This is a genomic window from Paenibacillus vandeheii (assembly GCF_030433635.1).
GTDB lineage: Bacteria > Bacillota > Bacilli > Paenibacillales > Paenibacillaceae > Paenibacillus > Paenibacillus vandeheii.
Genome location: NZ_JAROCD010000016.1, coordinates 70,635 through 95,622, shown reverse-complemented (window position 1 = coordinate 95,622; position 24,988 = coordinate 70,635). Strand labels below are relative to the sequence as shown.

Annotated in this window: 17 protein-coding genes and 1 pseudogene; 3 read left to right on the top strand and 15 right to left on the bottom strand. The window is 45.4% G+C overall.

Annotated features, from left to right (window positions below; all coding sequences use genetic code 11):
- Positions 1-31 precede the first annotated feature (31 nt).
- From P5G61_RS26835 to P5G61_RS26785, 11 genes and pseudogenes are all read right to left on the bottom strand, one after another.
- The gene (locus P5G61_RS26835; protein WP_301249285.1) at positions 32-1,570 is read right to left on the bottom strand and encodes a DUF2075 domain-containing protein; all 1,539 of its coding nucleotides are present in this window, start codon (positions 1,568-1,570) and stop codon (positions 32-34) included.
- A complete protein-coding gene (locus tag P5G61_RS26830; RefSeq protein WP_301249284.1) occupies positions 1,530-1,892 on the bottom strand; it encodes a hypothetical protein in 363 nt (120 codons plus the stop codon). The genes P5G61_RS26835 and P5G61_RS26830 overlap by 41 nt, the downstream gene beginning before the upstream one ends.
- Positions 1,893-1,930: 38 nt before the next feature.
- Positions 1,931-2,758 (bottom strand): hypothetical protein, encoded by an 828-nt coding sequence (locus P5G61_RS26825; RefSeq protein WP_301249283.1) that lies wholly within the window; start codon positions 2,756-2,758, stop codon positions 1,931-1,933.
- A 37-nt stretch (positions 2,759-2,795) separates the two neighbouring features.
- Positions 2,796-5,932, bottom strand: a pseudogene (locus P5G61_RS26820) (DEAD/DEAH box helicase).
- 230 nt (positions 5,933-6,162) lie between these two features.
- Positions 6,163-6,825, bottom strand: coding sequence for a hypothetical protein (locus P5G61_RS26815; protein ID WP_301249282.1), 663 nt, complete (start codon positions 6,823-6,825; stop codon positions 6,163-6,165).
- A 107-nt stretch (positions 6,826-6,932) separates the two neighbouring features.
- Positions 6,933-7,406 carry a hypothetical protein gene (locus P5G61_RS26810; protein ID WP_301249280.1) on the bottom strand — a complete coding sequence of 158 codons (474 nt, stop codon included), beginning with the start codon at positions 7,404-7,406 and terminating at the stop codon, positions 6,933-6,935.
- Between the two features lie 65 nt (positions 7,407-7,471).
- Entirely contained in the window at positions 7,472-7,954 is a 483-nt protein-coding gene (locus P5G61_RS26805) for a hypothetical protein (protein WP_285077642.1), read from the bottom strand.
- Positions 7,951-9,270 (bottom strand): WXG100 family type VII secretion target, encoded by a 1,320-nt coding sequence (locus tag P5G61_RS26800; RefSeq protein WP_301249278.1) that lies wholly within the window; start codon positions 9,268-9,270, stop codon positions 7,951-7,953. Before P5G61_RS26800 ends, P5G61_RS26805 begins: the two co-directional genes overlap by 4 nt.
- A 133-nt stretch (positions 9,271-9,403) precedes the next feature.
- Positions 9,404-9,688 (bottom strand): DUF4183 domain-containing protein, encoded by a 285-nt coding sequence (locus P5G61_RS26795; RefSeq protein WP_301249277.1) that lies wholly within the window; start codon positions 9,686-9,688, stop codon positions 9,404-9,406.
- Between the two features lie 82 nt (positions 9,689-9,770).
- A complete protein-coding gene (locus P5G61_RS26790; RefSeq protein ID WP_301249276.1) occupies positions 9,771-10,475 on the bottom strand; it encodes a DUF4183 domain-containing protein in 705 nt (234 codons plus the stop codon).
- A 1,049-nt stretch (positions 10,476-11,524) separates the two neighbouring features.
- Positions 11,525-11,998 carry a DUF4362 domain-containing protein gene (locus P5G61_RS26785; protein ID WP_301249275.1) on the bottom strand — a complete coding sequence of 158 codons (474 nt, stop codon included), beginning with the start codon at positions 11,996-11,998 and terminating at the stop codon, positions 11,525-11,527.
- Positions 11,999-12,193: 195 nt separating this feature from the next.
- Between P5G61_RS26785 and P5G61_RS26780 the strand changes: the two genes are divergently transcribed.
- The gene (locus tag P5G61_RS26780; RefSeq protein WP_301249274.1) at positions 12,194-13,762 is read left to right on the top strand and encodes a stalk domain-containing protein; all 1,569 of its coding nucleotides are present in this window, start codon (positions 12,194-12,196) and stop codon (positions 13,760-13,762) included.
- A 124-nt stretch (positions 13,763-13,886) separates the two neighbouring features.
- Here P5G61_RS26780 and P5G61_RS26775 read toward each other — a convergent pair whose 3' ends face one another.
- A complete protein-coding gene (locus tag P5G61_RS26775) occupies positions 13,887-17,396 on the bottom strand; it encodes a glycoside hydrolase family 2 TIM barrel-domain containing protein (RefSeq protein WP_301249273.1) in 3,510 nt (1,169 codons plus the stop codon).
- Between the two features lie 406 nt (positions 17,397-17,802).
- On the opposite strand from P5G61_RS26775, the gene P5G61_RS26770 reads away from it, so the two are divergent.
- Both P5G61_RS26770 and P5G61_RS26765 read left to right on the top strand, forming a co-directional pair.
- The gene (locus tag P5G61_RS26770; protein WP_285077610.1) at positions 17,803-18,381 is read left to right on the top strand and encodes a hypothetical protein; all 579 of its coding nucleotides are present in this window, start codon (positions 17,803-17,805) and stop codon (positions 18,379-18,381) included.
- Positions 18,382-18,636: 255 nt separating this feature from the next.
- Entirely contained in the window at positions 18,637-20,406 is a 1,770-nt protein-coding gene (locus P5G61_RS26765; RefSeq protein ID WP_301249272.1) for an alpha-glycosidase, read from the top strand.
- Positions 20,407-20,644: 238 nt separating this feature from the next.
- Here the strand turns inward: P5G61_RS26765 and P5G61_RS26760 are convergent, their stop codons facing one another.
- Genes P5G61_RS26760 through P5G61_RS26750 form a run of 3 tightly spaced genes read right to left on the bottom strand, consistent with a single transcriptional unit; the run spans position 20,645 to position 24,839 of the window.
- Positions 20,645-22,051 carry an ANL family adenylate-forming protein gene (locus P5G61_RS26760; RefSeq protein ID WP_301249271.1) on the bottom strand — a complete coding sequence of 469 codons (1,407 nt, stop codon included), beginning with the start codon at positions 22,049-22,051 and terminating at the stop codon, positions 20,645-20,647.
- Entirely contained in the window at positions 22,048-23,463 is a 1,416-nt protein-coding gene (locus P5G61_RS26755) for a hypothetical protein (RefSeq protein ID WP_301249269.1), read from the bottom strand. The genes P5G61_RS26760 and P5G61_RS26755 overlap by 4 nt, the downstream gene beginning before the upstream one ends.
- A gap of 2 nt (positions 23,464-23,465) precedes the next feature.
- Positions 23,466-24,839 (bottom strand): alpha/beta hydrolase, encoded by a 1,374-nt coding sequence (locus tag P5G61_RS26750; protein ID WP_301249268.1) that lies wholly within the window; start codon positions 24,837-24,839, stop codon positions 23,466-23,468.
- Between the last annotated feature and the right edge of the window lie 149 nt (positions 24,840-24,988).

Genomic DNA, 24,988 nt, shown 5'->3' with positions numbered 1-24,988 from the left:
TATCTCTACTTTGCATAGTCCATGGTGCACATCATCTTGAATTTGCTCTGCTGCATAAATAATTCATCAATTCTTGATCCCTACAGTAAACATAACAACCTTTCATCCCCCGAGACATCAAGATTTTATAAATATTTTTGATAAGTTTTGTTAGTTCCTCATTCTTAAATTTAAGCCCTCGTTTTCCCATTCTATCTTTGTACTCATCATAATCTGAATAAAGTTCCATTTTATCCGAATCATATTTTAGATCATTCCCTATAATTACGCCTACATAATCAAACTCAAGACCTTGAGACGTATGAACACATCCAATCTGATCTATACCACTCTCATGGATAGCCCAAGTACTTGATATTGAACGAGCATTCCAAGGCATAGTAAAACGATGTTCTTCAATAATTACATCCGGAATTTCCCCATTACGATTACCTTCTTTATCAGCTGTCCAATTCCAAGCAAAACCTGCCAACATCCTCGCCTTATACCCCTGATCGTTTTTACCTTTGATTAGATCGTATACTTCGTTAGGCGTGTCTACTAATTTGAATTCAAAAGAATCTTGATCCCAACCATCAAAATTAGCGGTGGGACGAATCTGTAAAGCATCATCAACCCAATTCAAAAATCCTTCTGCTCCAGAACAACGGAACTGTGCTGCTAGTGAATATTCATGCACTTCCGAATCATATAGGGCAGCTAAACGTTTAATCTCGTCTATAGAACCTATATCTTCAGGACGAATACGTTGAAAATCATCTATGAAAAACACATTCACTTTAGATGCCTTTATGATATCTTCGATCTGATTCTCTCCAAGATATTGATATGCTCCTTTGCCTTTTAATCGATGCGCCTTATCCACAACTAGTACGTCATACATATCAGCTGGCTCTTTGTAAAACTGACTTGATCCCGTAAATAACATCTTTGTACGTGTCTTGTTTCTAGCTTGTCGCTGGGTCAAGGTCTCTACCATTACCGTTCGAAATGAAGCATTCGGGGCAATAAATTTCACATTCAATTTATTTTTAAGCAAGCCACCAAGTGCATTCATAGATATTACTGATTTGCCTGTTCCAGGCCCCCCTTGCACAATGATGGTTCGTTTTACATCTGTTTGTTTGGCAAGGCTCATAATGGCCTCATACACAACCTTCTGCTCATCAAGTAAAACAAAATCAGAGTTCCCTTGAAATAACCCATCAATATGATCGATTAACTTCTTGGAAGGACGAATCTTACCGTTCTCAATTAAATAAAGTAAATTAACTCCATTCCCTTGACCCACATGCTTTTTCAGAAAATCTTGAAGTTTAGATGAATCATCAGCTAGAAATAAAGGTGCTTCACGGATAATATCCTGATATTGATTATATTGGAGAGGGTCAGGTTGAACTTTTCTGTAATTATGTAGATATGCACATGAATATCCATTAATGTCTTTGGAATATACGGCCTCATTCATATCACTCAAATATTGTTTGTATGACCATGCTCGATACGAAGGATGCGGCGTTTCTCTTGTTCTACCTCCAATAAAAGCCCTCACAACATCCTCGCGATCCATAGCCTCTACTGAATCCCATTGTATTTAACTCAACGATCACAAAGTTATCATTTCTCTGTTCATCCTGACCTGCAATGATAAAATCTATCCGCTTACTTGTAGAAGGAATATTATATTCAATCAATATTCCGCAGTCATCTGCTACCTTAGAGTTGCGAATTATTTTCTCCATAAACTGCATAGAGTTGTTCCAAGCTCGTACTTCCCCTTGATTGGGTCTTTTTCCCATACGTTTAATAAATGCTTCTTCAATCTGAACTGTAATTTGGTTGTTATCAACCGATTCCCGAAAAGCTAATGCGTTACTGCTGTAAATAATCATGGTGCACCGCCTGAATTATATTAGTATTTAGTTGAACTTTAAATATAGTACTCTATTGAGTCTTCTTTGTTTTTTAGTATTTTTAAAAGATGTATTTTCTCAGAAAGTATCTTTGAACGTTCTTCTGTACGAAAGATTGTTGCATCATGTATATACTCACTATTCCCAAGTAAAAAATGCTCTTTATCAATAAGATGATAAATAAACCATTTCATGTCTTCATATTCTTGATCTAAAACGTAAAAACACTCATAATCGTACTTACTAAATTTTTCACGGAGTTGAGATAGTGTCATTATTATTAATAATACAAACATTGAACTCGCAAATAATAACGACAGTAGACACAGCGTTATATTAATTAATAATTCTCCTGTATTGTCTGTAGTTAACACTAAACTACCTTCTGATGCACTACTGGCTATGAAGCCCGGCATCACAGAGAAAAAACAGAATGTTTGTAGCAAAAGTAGACTAACTGTAAAATTAAGATTTTTGGATCTTGAAAACCTTTTATCAAAAACACTCTTTTTTGTTAAGCTAATATATAAAACAACAAAATATAAAAAAGTTCCAATGATTGAGATAACAAAAACGAGATATCCTTTCAAGTCAATCACCATATATATAAGTGTAAGAAAAGTAGAAGCAATTAAACCTATAATCACATAAAAAATGTAATTAGATATTTTTATCATAGTCCTCTTTTCTTTTGACGAAACTAACCTTTCGAACTTGGAAGAAGTTAACGAAGTAATTACCTGATTTTTCTTAAAAAAAGTCCACATAAAGCTAAGAAGAGCAACAATCCCGCCCACTCCCCCTAATTTAGATAAAAATTGTCCATCCAAAATTCTATCCCACATGACCTTGCCTCCATACATATTTTGATACTGCTAGTTTTTAAACAATACACTTATTCGCCACCGCCACCATCTTCGCAGGCATCTCTTCCCGCAGTCGCCACACGAAACTCATCGGTTTATTCCCTTCATGGCTCACATAATCCGCTTCGCCCAAGAAAACAAATGGAGATGTATAGTTATGCTCCTCCTTATACTCCCGCACGAACAGCACGATTCGGTTGCCTGTCTCGCGATGATGAATATAACGCTGCGCAGTAGCCGTACGTCTGACACCCGGCTCTGTGTCTGCCAATGGAATAGACGCTCGTTGATCGCATAATCCTCATATAGAGTAGATGGAGAGAAATCTTTGTCGGATTTGTTCAACGTAATGAAGAAAATATCCGTTTGTTCGTCCGCAAAATACTTCACGCCTTCACGGAAGGCGGGCGATTGCTGGACATTCCAATAACCGAAGGCGGCAAGCACTTGGTCCATGGAGTACATACAGTGGATATCCAGTGGACAAGTGTACGGGAACGAATTGCTTTTATCCACAAAGCGCAGATGAGCCAGATTATATTTGAAAATATCCACAAGCTCTGCTCGGAATGCCTCACAAGACAGCACACGCTGCACACCCTCTTCGATGCTGCTCAACCCTAGTTTCTCAGGTGCGGCCCGGTGGAAAGTGTAATAAAACATAATCAACATGCGCCGTTCATCAGCGTTTGTCGGTTCTTTCCCTTTTTCAATAAAGTCGATCAGGAACGTTAGCCAGCTTCGGGAGTTGATCGTCAGCACAGATGGCAATCTGCGGATGTACTCATCCTGCTCACTCTCGATTGGCTCTGTCAGTCCGGCTTCGGCCAGCATCCCCCGGAAATACCTTTTCCCCGTACGTCCACCATACAATTCAACCAGGGTCATCCCATGATGCTCTACAAAATGAGCCAAGGTCAGGGGCAGTCCGGTGTCTTGCTGGAACGTTTGCAGCTTCTGAATCAATGCTCTGCGATTACGACTCATCTGCTTCAGGTTACGCATAACGTAATCCTTCGCTTGCTTTTCCAATTGAATGAACGTGCCGCGAGGCAGGTTCGAAAAGCCGTTCTCAACGTAGTACGAGATGGAATGTTTAGTAGCGCCGATTAGGGCGCGGAATTTATCCTGGAACCTGTACTCCTGATGCGCTTGCCCGATGAAGTCGAGCACGGTCAGGCACTCTTTGCCCTCCGCCATCCGTAGTCCACGTCCCAACTGTTGCAGGAATACTGTCAGACTCTCGGTAGGACGCAGGAACATAATGGTGTTCACCTCAGGGATATCCACGCCCTCATTGTACAGATCAACGACAAAGATCATTCGCAGTTCCCCGTTCACCAACTGTCCTTTCGCAGTATGACGTTCCTGTTCGCTGGACCCGCCATGCAGGGCTATGGATGGAATGCCGGCTTCGTTAAATATTTTTGCCATATACAGCGCATGATCCACCCCTACGCAGAAACCAAGCCCCTTCACATCATCCAGATCGGTTACGTATTTGTTCAGACTTTGGATGATCTGGTTGGCACGGATTTTGTTATGGGTATAGAGCTTCTCCAGTTCGTTCAAGTCATAGCCTTTACGCGACCACTTCACCTGGGATAGATCGACAGTATCGGTGACGCCAAAATATTGAAAAGGACTCAGTAGCTTCCGGTCAATTGCATCGGTTAGACGGATCTCGGCGGCAATCATATGATCGAAGTAGGCGGTAATGTCTTTGCCATCCATCCGTTCAGGCGTTGCGGTGAGTCCAAGCAGAATCTGCGGTTCGTAGTGAGACAACAGCTTCTGGTACGAAGGCGCAGCGGCATGGTGGAATTCATCCACAATGATGTAATCGTAATAGTCTGAGCTGCTGATCTCCGTCAGCTTCATGGAGTTAAGACTCTGAATACTAACAAACAGATGGTCCAGCGCCTCTGCTCGGTGATTCCCGACATGCAGCTCACCAAAGTTCATATCCTTCAGGATATACCGGAACGTATCCCGGCTTTGCTTCAAGATTTCTTCCCGATGGGCGACAAAAAGAAGCTTAGCTCCCACATGGCTTGCCCGGAACCGCTTGTAGTCGAAGGCAGAGATGACCGTTTTGCCAACACCTGTGGCGGCAACGATCAGATTGCGGGTTCGTCCATACAGCGTACGCTCGGCGTGAAGCTGTTCCAGCACTTCCTTTTGATAATCGTAAGGCTGGATGTCGAGGTGAAAGTGGTTGGACTGATCTTTTTTACGATTCAGAGCCGCCTTCAACTGTGCCTCATGGCCTTCATCCTCAGCCATATACCGAGTAAATTCACGGTCATTCCAGTAACTCTCGAAGGTCGCTTCAATCTTGCGCAGCACATCGAGTGAATCTTTCTCTGTCACCTTGAGGTTCCACTCCATACCACTGGTCAGCGCCGGGTTGGAGAGGTTGGAAGAGCCGACATAGGCTGTAGTGAATCCGGTATCGCGGTGAAAAATGTATGTTTTGGCGTGCAACCGGGTCACTTTGGTATCATACGAAATCTGGATTTCGGTGTTAGGTAATTTGCTAAGTTCAGTGATGGCCTTCAGGTCGGTTGCTTCCATATATGTAGTCGTGATGATCCGCAGCTTCCCGCCGCCCGCGGTAAATTGCTGGAGCTGTTCCAGCAGCAGGCGAAGCCCGCTGAACTTGATAAATGACACCAACCAGTCGATCCGATCGGCGGTCACAATCTCCTTTTGCAGCTCCAGTAACATACTCGGCTCAGACTTTGCACCTGTGAACAATGAGCTTTGGGCGATGGGCGTATCTGGACGAACGATTTTGGTATCCCGGACCGCACGAATGCTGTTCAGTTTGGAATACACATGGGTCAGTACTTCCCCCTGCTCATCCAGTTGCAATTCATTGTACTCTTCTTCCCCTAGCGTGCCTTTCAGCGTAGCAATAATCTCATTACACGTTCGAATCTGCGCCAACACTGCTGTCTTATCTTCTGTCTGTTCCCGTACAATTTTGAGTGCCCGCCGGGTCACCGCCGCCAAATACGTGGATAGCAGCTTACGTGCTTCCTCTGCATCTAGCTTTTCAGTCCCAATGTTATACACATCCGGGTCCAGCGCCGAAATCTCCTGCCTGGTGATGGTGTTGATAAGCTGTTCATATATGCCTTGTTTCATGAATGTACCTCGTGTGGGTGTAGGATGGTTGTGGATAGTTCTCTATGTATATGGTGAGCTATATAATCGGTATAGATAAGTACTACTTCTACTACATTATCGTCCAGTATGGGAGAAATTTCATTAGTTGATTTGATATTAAAAAAGTGGAGTTCTTCCTATTGCCTCTAAACGGCAGGAGTACTCCACTTTGAATGTGCATCATATCTAGTATCAAATTTCATTCTTACTTACCATTCATATCTCGGATTTAGTGAGTCTCTCCATACATCATCAACGTGATTCACACTTTGTTCTTGAAAATAAACTCTATTCTCCTTCTCAAGATCATCCAAAAATTGTGACCAATCTTTTTCAATACTTCCCGTTGACTCAGGGTCACCAACAACTTTCAACCATCGATTGTTTAACTGTTGATACTCCACAATTCGTGCTTTAAGTTCAGGTGTTAAAGGGTAACTTGTGGCATCCAATCTGTCGAATGTCATTAGCATACGTTGAAGCGTTAGGGGCAACGTATCACTTAGATCTAGTACGCCTGTTAATGATTTGGCAGGTCTGGTTAGTATATTCATCTCTTCACTAAAGCTTTGATTCATCAAATTATTCTTATTAATAATCTGCATCATATTCATCAAGTTATAAGTTAGCAGCCTCGCTTGTTCTCCATCTTCTATCATCTCGTTCGTTATTTTATCATCCGCAAGTATGCGTTTGAAGTAAGATTCATTGTTTAAAATCGCACTCTTCATATCAACCATATCTTGTTGTACATTCATCGTTAAATACTCTTCATACATTCTTTTTTCTGTATAAAAGCTGTAGGTTAGAACAAGTAAGAATACAAATCCAGTGCAGCATCCAATCATTACGAATCGTTTCTTTAATATCATGGCAATTTGTTCTCCTAGGTTTAGGTTTTAAAAGAAAGAAGCACCCCTACTTTTGCTCTGGTAGAAGTGCTATATGCATTATCTGTAATTCAGTTGTAAGCTTTCGTTTATAGGTCTTTAGGATCGATGTAGCACCAATTATCATTGTAGGAAGATTTTATCTTTTTCATATCTTCTAAGGTATAAAACCAATCTTCCTCAATCCATACTCTTGCATCGGAGAATTCGCTCAGAAAAGCAAAAAGGAATTGAAATAATAAATCCGCATTATCATCAAAATCATCAGATACTACTGCTTTGAAATATTCATTTTGTGTATCATCCCATTCATAAGTAACGGTTTGAAATTCATAAGGTTCATCATATACACTAAAGCTAAGCGTCCTTGAGTAATTCTCCTTGAATGGCGTGTCGCTGATATATATTCGAGTATATTTTAATGCACCTTCGCTATTATAAGTTTTTTCATCATTATCAAAGAAAAGTTTCTCTTTTGTACATATATTATTAATAGTATTGAATAAATTATTTGCCGTATTGCTATCCCCGTGTCTAAATAATACAAAAGATGACATTCCCATTATTTCAATACTCCTCGCCGATGTCTAACCCTTATTAAAACCTCGTTATTTTCAAATGTATAAAACTAGACAATCTTTTCACTGCACCACTTCGGGTCATATGGCATCTGACTTAATTTTAAAATATCGTCAGCGGTGTAATACCATTCAGCATCATCAAACCATAGATAATCTTGAATATTATCTTTAAAGTACTCTACAACGAATCTAAAGATAAACTTGTACTCATGATTTATATTTTCAATATCTAAAGCCCAGAAGTAATTTTCGTCTTGAGTAAGCCAAGTGAAACTATCAATTGAATCTTCTTCTACTTGATTAACATTAAATGTGAAATACTTTAAATTGTCCTTATTCTCTATGCTTTTAAAAGAAGATTCATCAACTTCTGATAGTGTCCCTTCAGCAGATATAAAGAGATCATCACGGTATTTATCTTTTATCAAAATGCAAAACATATTCGCTTTTTGCGCTGCTTTCTTAAAATCCTCAATAGCTTTTTCAGGAATGTAATTTTCTATCTTTTTCAAAAAAATTAAAGAACTCACTTCTTTAAGACCTCCTCTAATTCGTTAGTAGAACTTATTATTTTTATTCCTTTATTCTGAATCATTTTAACTAGATTTTCCTGCGTTCGATTATTGACAGTAATATCTTCAATATAATATATGATTTCCTTGTTATCGTAGTTAAAGTATTTCTCATTTAAGGGATCAGTCAATTTATCAAATTGTTTTTTACTTACTGCACTTAAAGATTTCTTCACTTCAATAAGATGTGAATCTGTTAACACGTCAATATCCCCTGCTATTGTATCATCTTGCAATTTCAACTGTATTCCAGTCCCCTGCAATCTTCCTGTACCTTTTACAGTCTGTGCTACTTCACCTTCTAAAACATCACCAGCTTTTGAGCTTTTTAAATTCTTCTCGATAATAGCATCTATATCTTTATAACCTTGTTTGGTCCAAGATATCTCATTACCGAATTGATTAGGGTATATAGTTTTATTTCCTTCCATTTTTAACCTTGAGTCATTAGTTAAACCGCTACCTTTTCCCGGATCTACCTTCCCACCACCAGATCCGCCCAGATCGCTATGCTTATTCTCCACCGAACGAAGCGCCTTGCCAACAAAAGCATAGGCGAACACCTGACCCATCACAGAGCCACTGTAGTATCCAGCCCCACTCTCATCCACCTGTTTCTTCTGCTCATCCACAAATTGGCCTACATCAGACCTGGCTGTTCCGTTTCCCCAGGCTGCATCCCAAGCAAACTTAATGCCTCGCCCAACGTCGACCACTCTGCCCAAAGTCATAGCATAAGCCACACTGGTCACCGTACCGAATGGGTCATAGAAGAGCGCCTCTGCTGTCTGTCCAATTCCAGTTACGGTCTCTCCAACCGACTTGTCGAGCAATCCAACACCAAAATTTCGTTTCAGTTCTTCAGGTATATAAAGAGCAACCTCACCCGAACCATCCGCTGTCCTAAAATTCTTCGCTATAAAAATAAATTCATTCTGAATTTTATCCAAAAGACCCAATGTGGCAGGGAAAACTTCTTTCACCTGCATAAAATCCCAAAAGAACCTCTCTCCTGTCACACCCGACCATTCCGATTGCAACAGGTAAATTGATTTTTCAAGCCCTCGGACCATTCGCTCCAGTTCCTGTTTCTTTTGCTGGACCAACCTGGCTTTTCCCTCTAGTACATCGGGATGTACCTCGATTAGTTGCATTCCGTCTTCACCGCCAACCTGACCGTAGTATATGTACCTAAATTTTAACAAGTTAGAACGGGGATTGGAATCAAACGGAGGATTCATTTTCTCATCGGTTATCCGGTCGTTGGGCAACATCCCTTAGGTAGATATTTTGCGTATTAGTGCATACTTCCCTTAGAGTCGACTGTTGCCTTCTACAAAAAAAGAACGACTTCTATCTGCGATAGAAGCCGAACAAGGTAATGATGCGAAATGGTTCTACCAAGCATTAAGACACTACGAATTGCACGACAACTGGAATTCCAGCATTCAGTGCGTCTCCACCGGGAATCGTAATTGTAGTGGTTGTAACAGTGGAAGTATCTGCTGTCTGCATAATGCCGTTAATATAAAGATTGTAATAATTGAACGTGCCTGGAAATGCCGTTGCAGCTGTACCCGCGTCGCTTGTAAAAGCAGTCGCAGCAATCGCAAACGTTGCTCCAGTACCCGTTCCATCGCCAATGGTTGCAGCGAATCTTAAACTGTTCTGAAATGGTGTCACAAGTGGCATGTTTCTCACCTCCTACCTGACATAGTATATGTGGTAGATTCATAAGTAGTGAAGGCATAGTCATGAGGAGGTTCGACCAATTTTAACCATTTATTATATTTGCCTTTAGTTGAATGATCTCCAGAATGATCGGCGTTTCTGCAAAGAGTACACCACCTTGTGAGGGAAAAAACAGCATAACCTTACTTACGTCATATGAATTACCTGGCTGTACGATCCCGTTGATATAAAGATTGTAGATACTGGTAAGTCCTATTCCTGCAAATTCGGATACACTTCCACCCTCATCATTCACGAATTCCACGGCGGGAATCGTAACCGAGTCCGATAAATTAAGATCGGTGTCTGGAAAATAGAAGTAGCGGTTTACCGTAGGAATGATCTCAATTCCGGGTATGCTGCCCGGCGGACCTTGCTCGCCCTGAGGCCCAGCGGGACCTTGCGCTCCGGGCACGCCCGGGTCGCCTTGCTCGCCCTGAGGGCCAACGGGGCCCTGCGCTCCAGGCACGCCGGGGGCGCCTTGCTCGCCCTGAGGGCCAACGGGGCCCTGCGCTCCAGGCACGCCGGGGCAGCCTTGCTCGCCGTGAAAGCCAGCGGGGCCTTGCGCTCCAGGTAGCCCGGGCTGGCCAGGCTCGCCGCGCGGGCCGACGATACCTTGGGCACCTTGCTCCCCTACCAGACCTTGTGTTCCACGAGGTCCGACAGTCTTCGTTTCATGTTGTCTCGCCGGAGTAAGCCGGGGTCCGGGCTCCTGACATGCCGGGTTGACGCCAATACCCCTCGGCAAAGCAATGACTTTTTTGCCACATACTACTTTCAGTTGTCTTATTGGAGGCTTCGGTCGGAGGGAGCGATGCTTTCTCCGACAGGCTTTACGGGTAATATGGCACTTCCTGCGTTTTCCCGGGGATTTGTTTCTGCATTTCGATATTGAACGTCTGGATCTTAGTCGTTTAGGCGTAGCTATCCTCTTATTCAGATATTTCAAAACGTTCACTCTCCTTAGGCCAAAGCACACAGTGTATATGCCCTATACTATGTCCTTTGCGCAATCGGAGAGTGTGCGAATAACTAGGAAGGATGCCCAATAAAAAAGACAACAGCTCCTGCTATAGTCCTTAGTCTTACCCGTATGCGTTCTTTGTCTGCTCCTCACATAGGTTAGCTGGGAGATGGTAAACAACTCTTAAGCAGCTATTTTGCGCATTTGTGCATGTTCCCTGAGTTTAGTTAATGGTTCATTCTCCACTCACAATATCTAAGAAAGCTATGTTCTCTTCTATTTCTTTTGATAATACTTAACAATCTCTTCAGGCTGCTGTGTTATTGAACTGCTGGTCCTCACGAACATTATAAAAATTCACATTCGTAATGGAGCCTTCTGTTCTCAAGTTTTGATTATTAATATAGTCTATATTGATCTGCAATTGTTTAATGAATGAGGAGCCTCAACGAGCACAACATCCAGATTCTCTTTATCATTTAAACCTCCAAAATTCGATCGATTGGTTAATATATAGGGTATATACCCTATGTGCTATAATCTCTTTTCCTAAAGGAGCCTATACTTTGAACAAAAAGAGTATTATCATCGCCGTCATCATCGGTCTTATCTTAATCGTTCTCCCTTTCATACTCTACTTTTCCGTTAAAGTGTCAGATGAAGCGGCGTTGCCTGAACCGATTGTGCATACAGAGCTCTGAGGTAGACTAAACGAAATACTATCATTAACAACCTTCGTCTCACAGGAGCTAATGTCAAAAAATCCTGAAAAGCCTCGGCTTCACAGGATTTTTGTTTGCAGCATTAACCGTATTTACCAAAACCGCTCGCTCTCATAGCTTGGGCATCGAAAAGGTACTCCCTTCCTTCTCACACCCGGTTAACACGTAAAAAACACGTCCTTGCTCACTCTTCATCGTACCGATCCCTTTGCAGGTGTTGGTCGTCCTTCCCTGTTTGGAGCCATAAAGATCCCTTGAGTCATCATAAGCCGATTGAATGGCTTTGCCATCGTATATCAACTCATAGATAATGGCCCCACCTTCAATGGTATACTTCGTAACTCGAACCCGATCCTGATGTTTTTCCTTCACATTCTTCATAAATCTGTTCCACTTATCCCCGTTTCGTATCCCTTCGAGAAGTACAACAACATCCCCGCTTTGCTCCGCTTGCTCAGGGTTATGCGGCTCAATAATTTCAGGAAAAGAATATGTGCTCACTGGAACATTCGTTGTTTCATTGTTTGTTTCACAGGCTGTTAACAGCATTAACGCTAACGATAGGATATGTATACTTTTTCTCATTCTATCACCTCATGCTTATGACGTTACAAACTCCATACATGTTACCTATTTGTTGCTAGAAAGAATTAATAACACTCAGCGCCGATTTTTAATATAAAGGAATCTTATCAATTGTATGTAACTTCACCTCTCCATAAAGTGTTTATATAGCAATGCATCATTTACGTCCATCTCATCCGAAAAAGAGGCGATACCATGCGTTCGATTAACCCATCCGATGATAAAGTAAAAGAAAAACGACGCCCCAATTCACGCTTGAATCATAGACCTAATTGTAAAGGTAAATCGTCCCGACGGTTCGCCATCGCAATGGCTGCCGCATTAGTTGCATCAACCCTGTTGATGGAGCTGACTACTGTACCAACGACTCACGCAGCCACTAACGTACAGCATTCCGCCAGTAATACTTCTGTTCAATCGGCTGTAACAAGCGCAGAGAAGAAACTACATTATACCGCTGTAGAGGGGGCTTATTATTACACTGTTGCCTTGAGAAGTGATGGTTCGGTCTGGACCTGGGGCCGCAATCTCTTGGGAGAGCTGGGGGTGAGCGAAAAGGTTCGATATCGTCATACATCTGGTCCTACCCGCATACCGGAACTATCCCATGTAATAGCAATTTCAGCCGCTGGCGGTGGGATCAACGCAGCCGTTCAGGCGGATGGAACGGTCTGGGAGTGGGGTGCTGGTAAACTACCCAGCAAAGTCGAAAGCATCCACTCTGCGAAGGATGTGGTGACTGGTACTTTCAACGTCGCCCTTCTCCAGAACGGGACAGTCTGGTCATGGCAGCACCCGGCGGCTCAAGGAAGCGATTCTGATCACTTACGTAAACCGCATGCGATCAGTGGACTGAAAGATGTCATCCAGGTTGGATCCGCAGGTCTGCATGGATATGCTCTGAAGAAAGATGGGTCTGTATGGACGTGGAATGAGCCCGACGAACCCGGTAAAGTCCTGTCCAAACCTACCAAAATAAAAGGCCTGACCAACATATCATCGATCACAAGTTCAGATTCATCCCTGCTTGCACTGGATAAGAACGGGAAAGTTTGGGGTTTGGACGAGAAAGGGAAAGCGTTCGCCTTCCATTACGACTTCAAGGTGATTAAGATGGATGGAAATTCACAATATAGGTTATTACTCACGACATCTGGTGAGGTGTACAGCTACGGAAGGACCGTGGCTGGAAAAGAAGGAAAAGTAAACCATCTATCCGGCATTACTGATATTTCAGCAGGATATTACCACAGTCTTGCCTTATCCTCGGATGGAACCGTCTGGGGCTGGGGAAGTGATAAGTACGAGGAAGCGGGGGCACCTGCAACATCATCAGGAGGCATGGTCTACAAACCCGTCCAAGCCAAGATGGGTACAGATGTATATCTGAACGGTGAGCTGTTCCAGTCCATGTATGCGGCTGTCGAAACGCCTAAGACTGTGCAACTGCCAATCAAAGCCATCGCCGCAGCACTCGGAGCAGAATTTGAGACTCATAAGGTGGAAGGTAGCCTGGACCACTATACGTTGAAATATGACAATCGGATAATCACAATCCGACCTCACGAAACACAGTATGTTATTACTTCCGCAGATGTGTCTGGGGAGCAAGTCATGCAGCTACCTGAACCCATAAATAATTACTCGGGAGCAACTACTGTGCCTTTTGAGGTATTGCGTGGTTTGGGATTGAACGTGTCCTGGGATTCAGAGAAGGCTATGCTGACCATTGACGATGCTGATCGGAAAGATTCAGGAAGCTAAACAAGCCGCTTAACATACAAAAATCCCCTTCAGGTAAACGTTCTTCCTGTTCTTAACGAACACCGTTTACTTGAAGAGGATTGATATAAATCATCTCTGTCCCTGAACTGCTATATCCTGCTTCCTACTTCTCGAACCGGAACCAGCCAAAGTCAAACTGACTACCCGGCAGGAAGATAAAGGTCACCTTTTGCACACCTTTTACCTGCTCAAGCTCAAACACCCGCTCCTCATATCCTTCGGACTGTGTGAATTCGACCAGTTGATTGCTCTGTCCGTCCTCACCTGCAAAGCGGATATGAATCGTGTTTTTATCAATCGGGGAACGGCCATAGATCACAAGCTTGGACGTGCCTTCTTCCGTGAAGTCCATGTTTTCAAACTCCAGCGACACATTGTTTCCGATCCCTTCAACATGATCGCCCTCGATCTTGAATGTATCTCCATAGAGATGATCACAGGATGCAGCCGTATTCTGCTCGAATGCGCGGCTTTGGCGCTCGAACGAGAAGCCTTTGATATGAATCTTCTGTTTCAGTACAAAACAGATCGACGTAATCCCGCTCAACCGCTTGGACAGCTGATACATCTCTTCCTGATACACATTCCATCTGGATTCTTTGTCATACACCACATCTGCCAGCAGTGTGCTTCCCTCTTCATCCGGCATGCCTTCCCAGATCTGAATGAAGTACTCTTCACTGGACAACGCAAAGATTGGAATCGTAATGGTATCGGAGCCGTACGGCCCGAAGTCGATATTGCGGAAGCCCACATGTGTCTCCCCATCTCGGCTTGTCGCTACCCCGCGTTCATTGCCGTTGCCGACATCCCCTTTCGTGTAATCGTACAGTCCGCCTGTAATGAAACCGTATGGATCTTTGTAAGCCGTGCCCAGACCCGTTGCTTTGAACTCCAGTTGGGAGATCAGTTTTGTTTTATCCGTACCGTTGCTGCTTGTCGCGCGAAGTCTGAATTCTCCATCGCCCAGCGCCATGACCCTCACTTGGTGTTGACTTTCTCCATCCACACCTTCTTCCGTATGAATCACTTCGACCTTGGCAATGTTGGATTCGATACCCGCATCGTTCACCACTGCCCACTCAATATCCCGATAGGATGTGTTCTCCGGATACAGCTTGGCGCTCACCGTCATCTCCTGTTTCGATGGATCGAAGAGCTGTCCACCTTCACTGATGATCTCGATTTTCCGCAAAGGAATCTCCTGCGCGCGTCCCGTCAACACCGGACGTTCCGTATTACTCATGAATACGGTTTGTTCCTGAATTGCAGCGACGCCGGAATCACCGAAGGTATGATCTCCATCGCTTTCAGCAGCTCGTGATTCGAACTCGGCGACTGCACCTTCCAATCCTTCCGAAGTCACCTTGATCCGCACGGTTCCCGACTCGTTCGTTGCTCCAATGATCGCCATCAGCTTACCGCTGAACAATCTTCTGCTCAGTCCTTTGTATGGATCATAGTCCGTGCTATCGCCATTATCCAGACCCAGCAGACGGCCTGCACCTGTCACTTGGACCTGCACACGGTTGTTTGCATTTTGCACGGGATTGCCTGCTTCATCTTCCACTTGAATTTCCACGAAAATCAGATCTGTACCATCCGCTTGCAATTGCTCCCGATCGGCTTGCAGACGAACCTTCTTCGCGTCTGTGAAGGATCTTTGTACATCCGATGCAATAACGTTACCGTTCTCATCATACGCGATCGCTTTGAGCTCACCCTCTTCATATGGCACTTTCCACCAACCTGCCAACTGGGTTCCCTTCGCATGGTCGATATCATACGTCCCGATCGTCTTGCCATTCAGCTGTAATTCAATCTTCGGCGCATTACTGCACACGCGTACATCGATCAGCTGACCAGGGCTGAAATCCCAGTATGGGAACAGGTGAACCATCGGACTTTTCTTGTAATCCGTCCAGGCTGCTTGGTATATATAGTAGGAATCTTTCGGGAACGTTGCTGTATCCAGCTGTCCAAAATATGAATTCTTCGTATGATATGGTGTCGGCTCTCCAATATAATCGAATCCGGTCCACAAGAACTGCCCCAATGAATACGGGGTATCCCGTTCTGCCAAAATGCAGTATTCTGCCGACTTCGCGCCCCAGCTTGTTGTACTGTTACCCAAAGCCGAGCACTGCTCATCATCGTCTGCCAGAATGGATTGCTCAAACGGGAAGTGATAGATCCCACGGCTCTGCACTACAGACGACGTTTCACTACCGTAGATAATCCAATCCGGATGTTCCTCGTGATGCTTGTCGTAGTATTTTTCCGCGTAGTTATAACCTGCGAGCTTCACGATATCAGCGCATTTTTGCGCGTTTTCCCACGGCATGTAATTCGAACCGATGGTCACACCTGCATTCCCTTTTGGATCGAATTCAAGTACATATTCCATCAGCATGCGAGTGACTTCCTGTCCCCGTTCATCCGCGTGGGTATCATAAATTTCGTTACCAATACTCCACATGATCAGACTGGCATGGTTACGATCCCGCTTCACCCAGCTCTTCACATCGGTATGTGCCCATTCCGGGAAAAATCTTGCATAGTCGTAAGGAGTTTTGGCTCTCTCCCACATATCGAACGCTTCTGAAACAATCAGCATGCCCATCTCATCCGCAAGCTCCATGAACTCTTTGGCAGGCATGTTATGAGCTGTTCGAATGGCGTTGACGCCCATTTCCTTCAACAACCCGAATCTTCTACGCAGCGCCGTCAGGTTAAAAGCAGCCCCAAGCGCCCCAAGATCATGGTGTTCACACACGCCGTTCAGCTTCATTTTGACCCCATTCAGATGGAAGCCTTCGCTTGCATCCAGCTTGATATCCCTGAAGCCAATACGCTGTGTGACGGTCTCAATCGTCTCATACCCCTGCACACCTGTAGCCACTTGCAGCTCCGTTACCAGCTCATATAGATTCGGTTCATCCGGACTCCATAAGTTCGGTTGATCCACTTTCAGCAGTTGGCTGTTGGATTGTATCTCTCCTTGTCCAGCGTCTTTACCCGCTGTAGTCATAACGTCAGCTTTGCTGGTTATGATCTGCTTACCCTGATACCAAATTGTATGCACAAGCTGTGCGTTCTGGTCGAGATTCAGCTCCGTATCCACTTCAACCTGCCAACCTTCTGGCTGCTGCTGAATGGATATATAGGTACCGTCTGTGACGATGTGATTACGATCTCTCGTTTTGAGCCATACATTGCGGTAAATTCCGGCCCCGGAATACCATCTGCTGTTGGGGCTCTGATGCACAACTTTGACTATAATTTCGTTGCCGCCCTCCACCAATGCACTCGTGATCTCGTGTTCGAAAGCAGAGTATCCATACTTCCATTCCCCCACAAGCTGCCCGTTCACATATACGGAAGAATCCATGTACACGCCGTCAAAACAAAGCAGAAGCTGCTGCTCATCCTTCGTATACGGGAATATCTTGCGGTACCAACCAATGCTGTCCTCATACAGTTCAAGCGTATTATAGATCAGCCAATCATGAGGAAGCTCCACCGGTTCAAACGTTAACCCCGCAGGCTCCGTAACCTCCAGCTTACTTTTCGCAAACTGCCATCCATCTGTAAAAAGCCTTTTCTGATTCATCTCAGCTCTCACTTTCTGTGTGTTTTATGATTGCGGTTACAAACAAAAATATACTTCTCACCGAAAACCTTTTCGGAACTATTCTGGTGAGACCATAACCTTCACTCGATTATATCATCTGACCGCTCTCTGTACGTCCATTTTGGGCAGATTTAATTAAAAAAAGATCCCGCTCTCGATTGATTCAAGTAGGGACCTTACGAATTCTATTTTTATTCATCTAACTACATTAATCATTCATTAGAAAATATGGCACTGCTGTCTGAACTCCTATTCTTCCCTTTTTGTTAATTCAAAACAAATTATAGATTCCATGTCTGTCAATCGATTCCTGTAATTTCTTGTCGTGCTATGTTAGATTATCCATTGGAATAATATCACATATATAGATAGGGGAAATTAGAACGTGAAGAAATCATGGGTACTATCAATCATTATGAGTTTTGTTTTGCTCGGCGGGGTATTCACAACTGCAGGGTCGTATGCCGCTGCTGCAGATGACTCAACCACTACATATTCGGAGGACGCCTACTCCGAAGTTGACACAACAGAAGAAGAGCCGGAACTTACAGTCGAGGAAGAGGATTTCCTGAACTACCTGGATCAACTGGATAGCGCAGCGGTATATGAGGAGAAAGCCTTCGATGCTATGGCTGGCAGCTCATATATTACGTCTTCCAATCGCAAGTCCGTTTTCCTGAAATTGACCAACACAGCCATTCCAAACTACACCAAGTATGTATCCAAGCTGAAACTGATCAAGCCGCAAAATGCGGAACTACAAAAAATCCATGCCACTTTGATCAAAGGAAGCTATACACAATTGGAAGGATTCCAACTCGCTAAAAAAGCTGTCTCCAAAACAACGGTAAACAGTGCAGTCCTGAAACAAGGCAACGCCAAAATTGATGCAGGCAAGAAAAGCATCGAAAAATATCACAAAGAACTGTCTGCCTATGCCAATAAACTTGGGTATGAATTTTAGTAAATAGACCCCCAAAGTGTGTGTTGATTTTGAATCATTCTACCCTCACACATGAAGCGGGACACACCATTCGTTCCAAAATAAACAAATTGAGAATTCAGGAAAAAAAAGTGTTTTCTTTTTCCAAATTAGTTCGTATAATAGCACTATAATCAAAAGGCTATGCTGCCGAAAGGTACAACCTCGTAAACATTGGGGTTGTGCCTTTTTTGCGTTTATAGCCGTATGATCCATCCCAACCAAGGAGTGAATGTCATGTTACTTGAAGCTATTTATCATCGTCCCAAAATGAATTGGTCCTACGTATACGACCGTTCGACCATGCACCTGAGACTCCGTTCCAAACGCGGCGATCTGGATGCCGTTATCGCAATTGTCGGGGATAAATATGCCTGGGAGCGTACGATCCTCCATCTTCCTATGCGGATCTTTGCCCGTGATGCCCTGTTCGATTATTGGGAAGTGGAAGCGCAACCACCCTACCGCAGATTGCGCTACGGCTTCCAGCTGATTGAGGGCGAGGAATCCGTCTGGATGACCGAACGCGGATTTGAGCAGGCCCTGCCCGATCATCCGCTGGAATTTTTCGATTTTCCATTTATGAACCCGGTAGATATCTTCGAACCGCCAGCTTGGGTTAAGGATGCGGTGTTCTATCAGATTTTCCCTGAACGTTTTGCCAATGGTGATCCTTCGATCAGTCCGAAGAACGCAGAGCCCTGGGGCGGTGAACCGACACCTTTCAATTTTTTCGGGGGTGACCTGCAAGGCGTTCTGGACCATCTCGACCATCTGAGTGCGCTTGGCATTAACGCCATTTATTTCTGCCCTGTGTTCCAGGCTACAACCAACCATAAGTACAATACCGCAGACTATTTGAGGGTCGATCCCCACTTTGGCACCAACGAGAAATTGAAGGAACTGGTGGATGCGTGCCATGAACGTGGCATACGGGTTGTTCTGGATGCGGTGTTTAATCACTCCGGGAGAGAGTTTCTTCCATTCGTGGATGTGCTTGAGAAAGGGGCCGCTTCCCGTTATGCGGACTGGTTCCATGTCAGAGAGTGGCCGGCGCGTATTGAGGATGGCATTCCCACATACGAAACCTTTGCCTTCGAACCCCTTATGCCCAAACTGAACACGGAGCATCCCAAGGTCAAAGAATATTTGCTGGAGGTGGCTCGCTACTGGATTCAGGATATGGGCATCGACGGTTGGAGGCTGGATGTTGCCAATGAGGTAGACCATCAATTCTGGCGTGAATTCCGGCAAACGGTCAAAACCCTTAATCCGGATGCCTATCTGCTCGGCGAAATCTGGCATGATTCCATCATGTGGTTGCAAGGAGACCAGTTTGATGCGGTTATGAACTACCCATTCACCAATTCCGTTATGGATTATGCCGTGCTCGGCAAGCTCGACGGTCTCGAGTTCGCCAACGAGATTGGCAAACTGCTTGCTGCTTATTCCCAGCCTGTAACCGAGGCAGCTTTCAACCTGCTTGGCAGTCATGACACGCCGCGACTCCTCACCCTATGTGAAGGGGATGTACGCAAAATGAAGCTGGCTGTCATGCTGCTGCTTACGTACCCAGGTGCTCCTTGTATTTACTATGGTGATGAAGTAGGGCTTGATGGAGGTTATGATCCAGGTTGCCGCAAATGTATGGAGTGGGACGAACAGAAGCAGAACAAGGATCTGCTCGACTTCTTTACCCAAGCCATTGCCCTGCGTAAACAACACGCTGCATTGCGCGGTGCGGATATCACGATGATTTACGCTGAAGCCGGAGATCCATGCATTGCTATTGGACGCAAGGATCAGGAGACCGGGGAACAATTCGTGCTCGTCCTGAATGCAAGCGAAGAGCCACGCAGTATAGAGTTACCACTACACCAGGGGACTTGGCGTAATGTATTCTCAGCCACAGCCCGGGAAACTCAGCAGAACAAGCTGAAGCTGGACTTGGAAGCGTACGGTTTCTCCCTGCTGCAGCTGGATGTGAAATCACACGTGAAAGCATAACATCTTGCTTCATTCTAAATCCTTCTTCCGATGAGACTCTTAATACGTCGTATAAGGATATCTAACATTAAATTGTGTAAAAGGTTATCTCTCGTACGAATCACTTCGAATCTGTTCAACAAAAGGGGAACCGTTGATGCGTAATGCATCCAACGGTTCCCCTCTCCAATTACAACTCACTATTTCCCATCCTGCAGTGTCATTCATGAGTCACTTACATTTATACGTCCATTCATTCTTACGTCCCTTCCGAATAGTCCTCCATGCTTGCCGCAACCTCAACCCGAACGGAGAAGCTTGGACCGGGATTTCTTATTTTCTTCATTCTTGGGCTTGTTAAGGTTTCATGAGTAACGACGATCTTTTGCGGGATTTTGTATGGTGGCAGCTTGTCCTGGCAAAAATCCCAGATTTGTCTGCGCAGTTCTGTAAGAGACTGCTCACCTGTAAGTCTGACCGTGGCCTTAACCATCTGCCCCGTAATTCCACTCGGCTCCCCGCTGATGACAGCCGTTTCAATGGAACCCATTTGCTCCAGAACGTTCTCCACTTCCGCAGGATAAACCTTACGTCCGCCTACATTAATGATCTCCGAGCGGCGACCCAAAATGCGAATGTAACCATCCTCCATCTCCGCTTCATCCCCGGTCTGAAGCCAACCATCTTCCGTGAAAGGAGATGGAGCGTTCAGATACCCGATCATGGCCGTCTCACTCTGGATCTCAAGCAACCCGTCTACAATCCGATAACGGACTTCTTCGTCACGCACCGTAAATAGCAATGAACCCGAGTCTTTGGAACGTGTCGGCAGAATGCCAAGCTCAGACATGCCATAAGCTTGCACCGTGCGTACATGCGGGAACTGTCGATTCCATGCTGCAAGCAGCGCCTCTGGCATAACCTCTGACCCATAGGAGACCACTCCGAGACTGGATAGGTCGAATTCCCGATAGATTTCACTAAGGAGCATTAGATTCATGAACGTTGGTGAGACCGGCAGCGCCTGAACGCGATACTTTTCAATGGTTCTGCATACTTCGACGGGTGAGCGATCCGATATGATACATAAACAGCCGCCGCTGGACAGAGATTGCAGCATCGTGTTTAAGCCGCCAATATGGTCAAACATCATGAAAGGAATGGTACAAAGTGGCCGAACTTGCCGCCTGAACCCGTTCAGCAGACGATCCGCGCTGTGAACAGCAGCTTTGCTTCGTCCTGTCGATCCGGAGGAGAAGATCACCAGACCTGCTTTCTTTTCCTGACCGAGCCTTGCCAATATCGGAGATCGACTAACTTGCACGGAGCAGCGTCTGGCTATAGCTTCCCCTTCTGCAACACTCATGCACCATTCTGCCTGAGCGAGCGATGTATATTCATTCCGTTTAGCCTCAACCAAGTGTCGATCCAGCGGAACCACAATACAATTCCGTTCCAGAAGAGCGATTAATGCCGCTGCCGCATAAGGAGAATAATCCTCTTCAAGCACAACGATTGCCCCTTCAAGCCCTTCTCTGGAAATCCACTGACTAAGGGTCTTCACCTGATCCAATAACCAGCTATAACTATATTGCTCGTCCTTCCATATCAACGCAGGGCGATAATCATACCCAGCGAACCGTTCCAGAAGAAAAGTGATATTCAACCCTCATCATCCTTCGAGCAATATTTTAATTGCGCCTCCAAATATTCAACCAGCGATTCCACCGTTCGGTATGGACTTTCGGGCATGGAAGCAGCGGCTATTTCCGCAAGAGTTATCCCTACACCAAACGTATCTTCTACCCCTTGCTCTACAACCGCAAGTAAAGTGACAAGTTCAAGAGAGTCCAGTCTCCCCCGACTTCCATATAGGGGCGCCTGCAAACCACGCTCCAGAGGAATGGACGCGTTATGGTACCGGTTAATCTCATCGCAGCTATCCAACACAATCCGCTCAATAACTTCCCGTTGTGAAGGCGCGGGGTTCTCTGCAGTCGATGAGGTCTGTCTGAATCGATCAGCATGCTGATGTGTCGTCATCAGGGCTTCGTACCAGCGCAATTCGTCCGCCGCCAATTGTTCGATAATATCCGTTAACTGCTCCCGCCATTCGGGGCTTCGTTTCATTCTGGCGATCTGCAGCAGCTTGTGCGCCTGTTCCCAGCGAGCTATCAATGCACCGAATTCCGCAGCATATAGATCATGGGGAGAATCAAGCCATTTGGCGGCCTCTTCCAGCAAATCGCGGAAAAAGTAGCGGCTCCAGCGCATGTCAAACAGGAACGCGGAGATGGCTTTCTCCTGCTCCCGATCCACCTCGGCATCCGGGTGCAATCTTTGTAACAATTGTGATGTGACAGCCTGTCCAAAATAATAGCTTCGATTGCCCTGCCAGACGGTTCTGCCCGTGATGAATTCATGGGCTTGGGTCGCCAGCGCAGAACGCAGCATGTTCCGGTAGCCTGCAGAGTCGAGTGTTTCCACCGCACGGATCTCCATCGTGCCATAGGTCCGTAATGTTTCTTTTCGCCGGGCTATTTCCAGCTCAGAGATATTTTTATTTCCTTTCCAGAACTCCTGGAAATCAGCAGCCGATACAGCTCCCATGTATTTGGAGGGAACAGGATCATAGATATAGAACTGCTCCTCATCCATCCCGTACACAGCCAGCCAATGATCGACCAGATGCAGGCGCGAGCCTTGTTTAACGAGCTTGTGAATATATTCCGGATTTCGATAATCCTCCCCGTAAGGCAAACAATAACTTGTGCCTGTGACGATCAAAAGGTCCTCATGTTCAAGGCGCTCCCGCATATATGCCTTTCCTTGTTCAAAGCTGTCAAATTCCCGTTCTCCAAACACTTCCCACATCGGCTCCCCATAATCCAGCTTATGAAAATAAGGCTTGATCAGGCCACGATCCGAACAGGAAGGCAGACTATACAAGCGGCTGGAAGCCAGCAATCCGAGACTGCTTAATGAGCCCTGACGCTGAAGGATTTCATGAATCAAAGGAAAATTGCAGGGATAATAATACGGAATATCCATCGGTGGTTGAAATGGTTGACTAATCATGGCTACCTCCTGTTCCCGGCCTTGGCAGCTGTGCTGCCCCAAGACTGGATTTTGTAATGAAGAGACAGGTTATCACGCGCACGAAACACCCGATTGGGCAGTGCCTTGCCATCTGCATCGGTCTCAAACTGCCGGAAACCTCGCGTGAACCTGAACCGAAATCCGCTGTCACGCGGAACCTCGAAGCAGCCCTCATAACGGCCGCCGCCTGTGTGCAGAAGCTTCATGCCCATGCCTCCGTAGATCGAGTCATCATACATGTCCTGATACGGTACCTCCGCACTCATGCAGACTGTCACGTGACCCGATAATTCTTCCACAACCGTATACATGCGTGATGCCGACAACGTTCCCACCGTCAGGGTAACCACTGCATTACCCGTCTTGACAGGAACCAGTTCCCCATTGGGTCGTACCTCAAGAACATCGGGTTGACCGGACCTATATTCCCCTTCAAGCACACTCATGGTGAACCCACTATCATGATGAAGCAGCGCATTGATGTGACTGGTCATTCCGCCCTTCAAACCAATAACGTCCCTTCCTTTAAGCTCAAGAGAGACCGGATTACCGATTCGGCCAAACATGTATAGTAGCGGAAGGTGAACCCGCTCTCCCCAATCCGCTTCCTGATGACCTGCATCCGGCTGTTCCAGAAATGCGATGTCCTTGCCAGGTTTATACCCCAGTTCAAGCATCTGATGAGCTATTTTCCTTACCTGGGAAGGCAGAAACAATCCTTCGGCGTCCCCAATATCCATCCACATTTGAATCGGAGCACTGCTCTCAGGCATGAGATACATGTCCTCTTCCAGAAGCCTGCTGTCCGACGCTTCGTCCAGCTGTACGTCCACGAAGAAGGGAGAGAGCATGATTAATTTGCCAAAAATTTCGGGATGACGTGTTCCCATATGAAAGGTGCTGAGTGCCGCTGCGGAAGAACCAAGCAGTCCCGTATTGTCCTTGTCCGGAAGTGTGCGGTAATGCTCGTCAATGAACGGTTTCAGTTCATGAATGATAAAGTGTTCATAATCCAGGCCGGAGCAGCCCACACTCACCACTTCTCTTGCAGGCGCAATGAAATGATAGAATTCATTGTGTGTAACTGGACGAACATGGGCAATTCCGACAATGATCAGCCCATCCATCAAGCCTTGAGCGATCAGTTGGTCTGCTGCCTGATCTACGTGCCACGTTTCATTTCCCGCAGTCGAAGAGCCGAAGGCTCTCTGACCCGCATGCATGTATAACACCGGATAACGATGATCCACATGCTCCTTATAATCTGGTGGCAAATAGACAAAAATCTTTCTCGTGTTGTCCAGCCTGGATGCCTTGAAACCTTCCACGCATTCGATGACAGAATGAGTGTTCACTGAGCCATCAACCGCCTCTCCTATAGATTCCCCTTGTACACACTGGTTTTTTCCGGTTATGCCTGCCCTGTTCTTCCTTCGGCTACATCGACAAACAACCCCGTCTCTGAAGAGACGGGGTTGTTTTAAAACACCGAAATGTTCTAAAA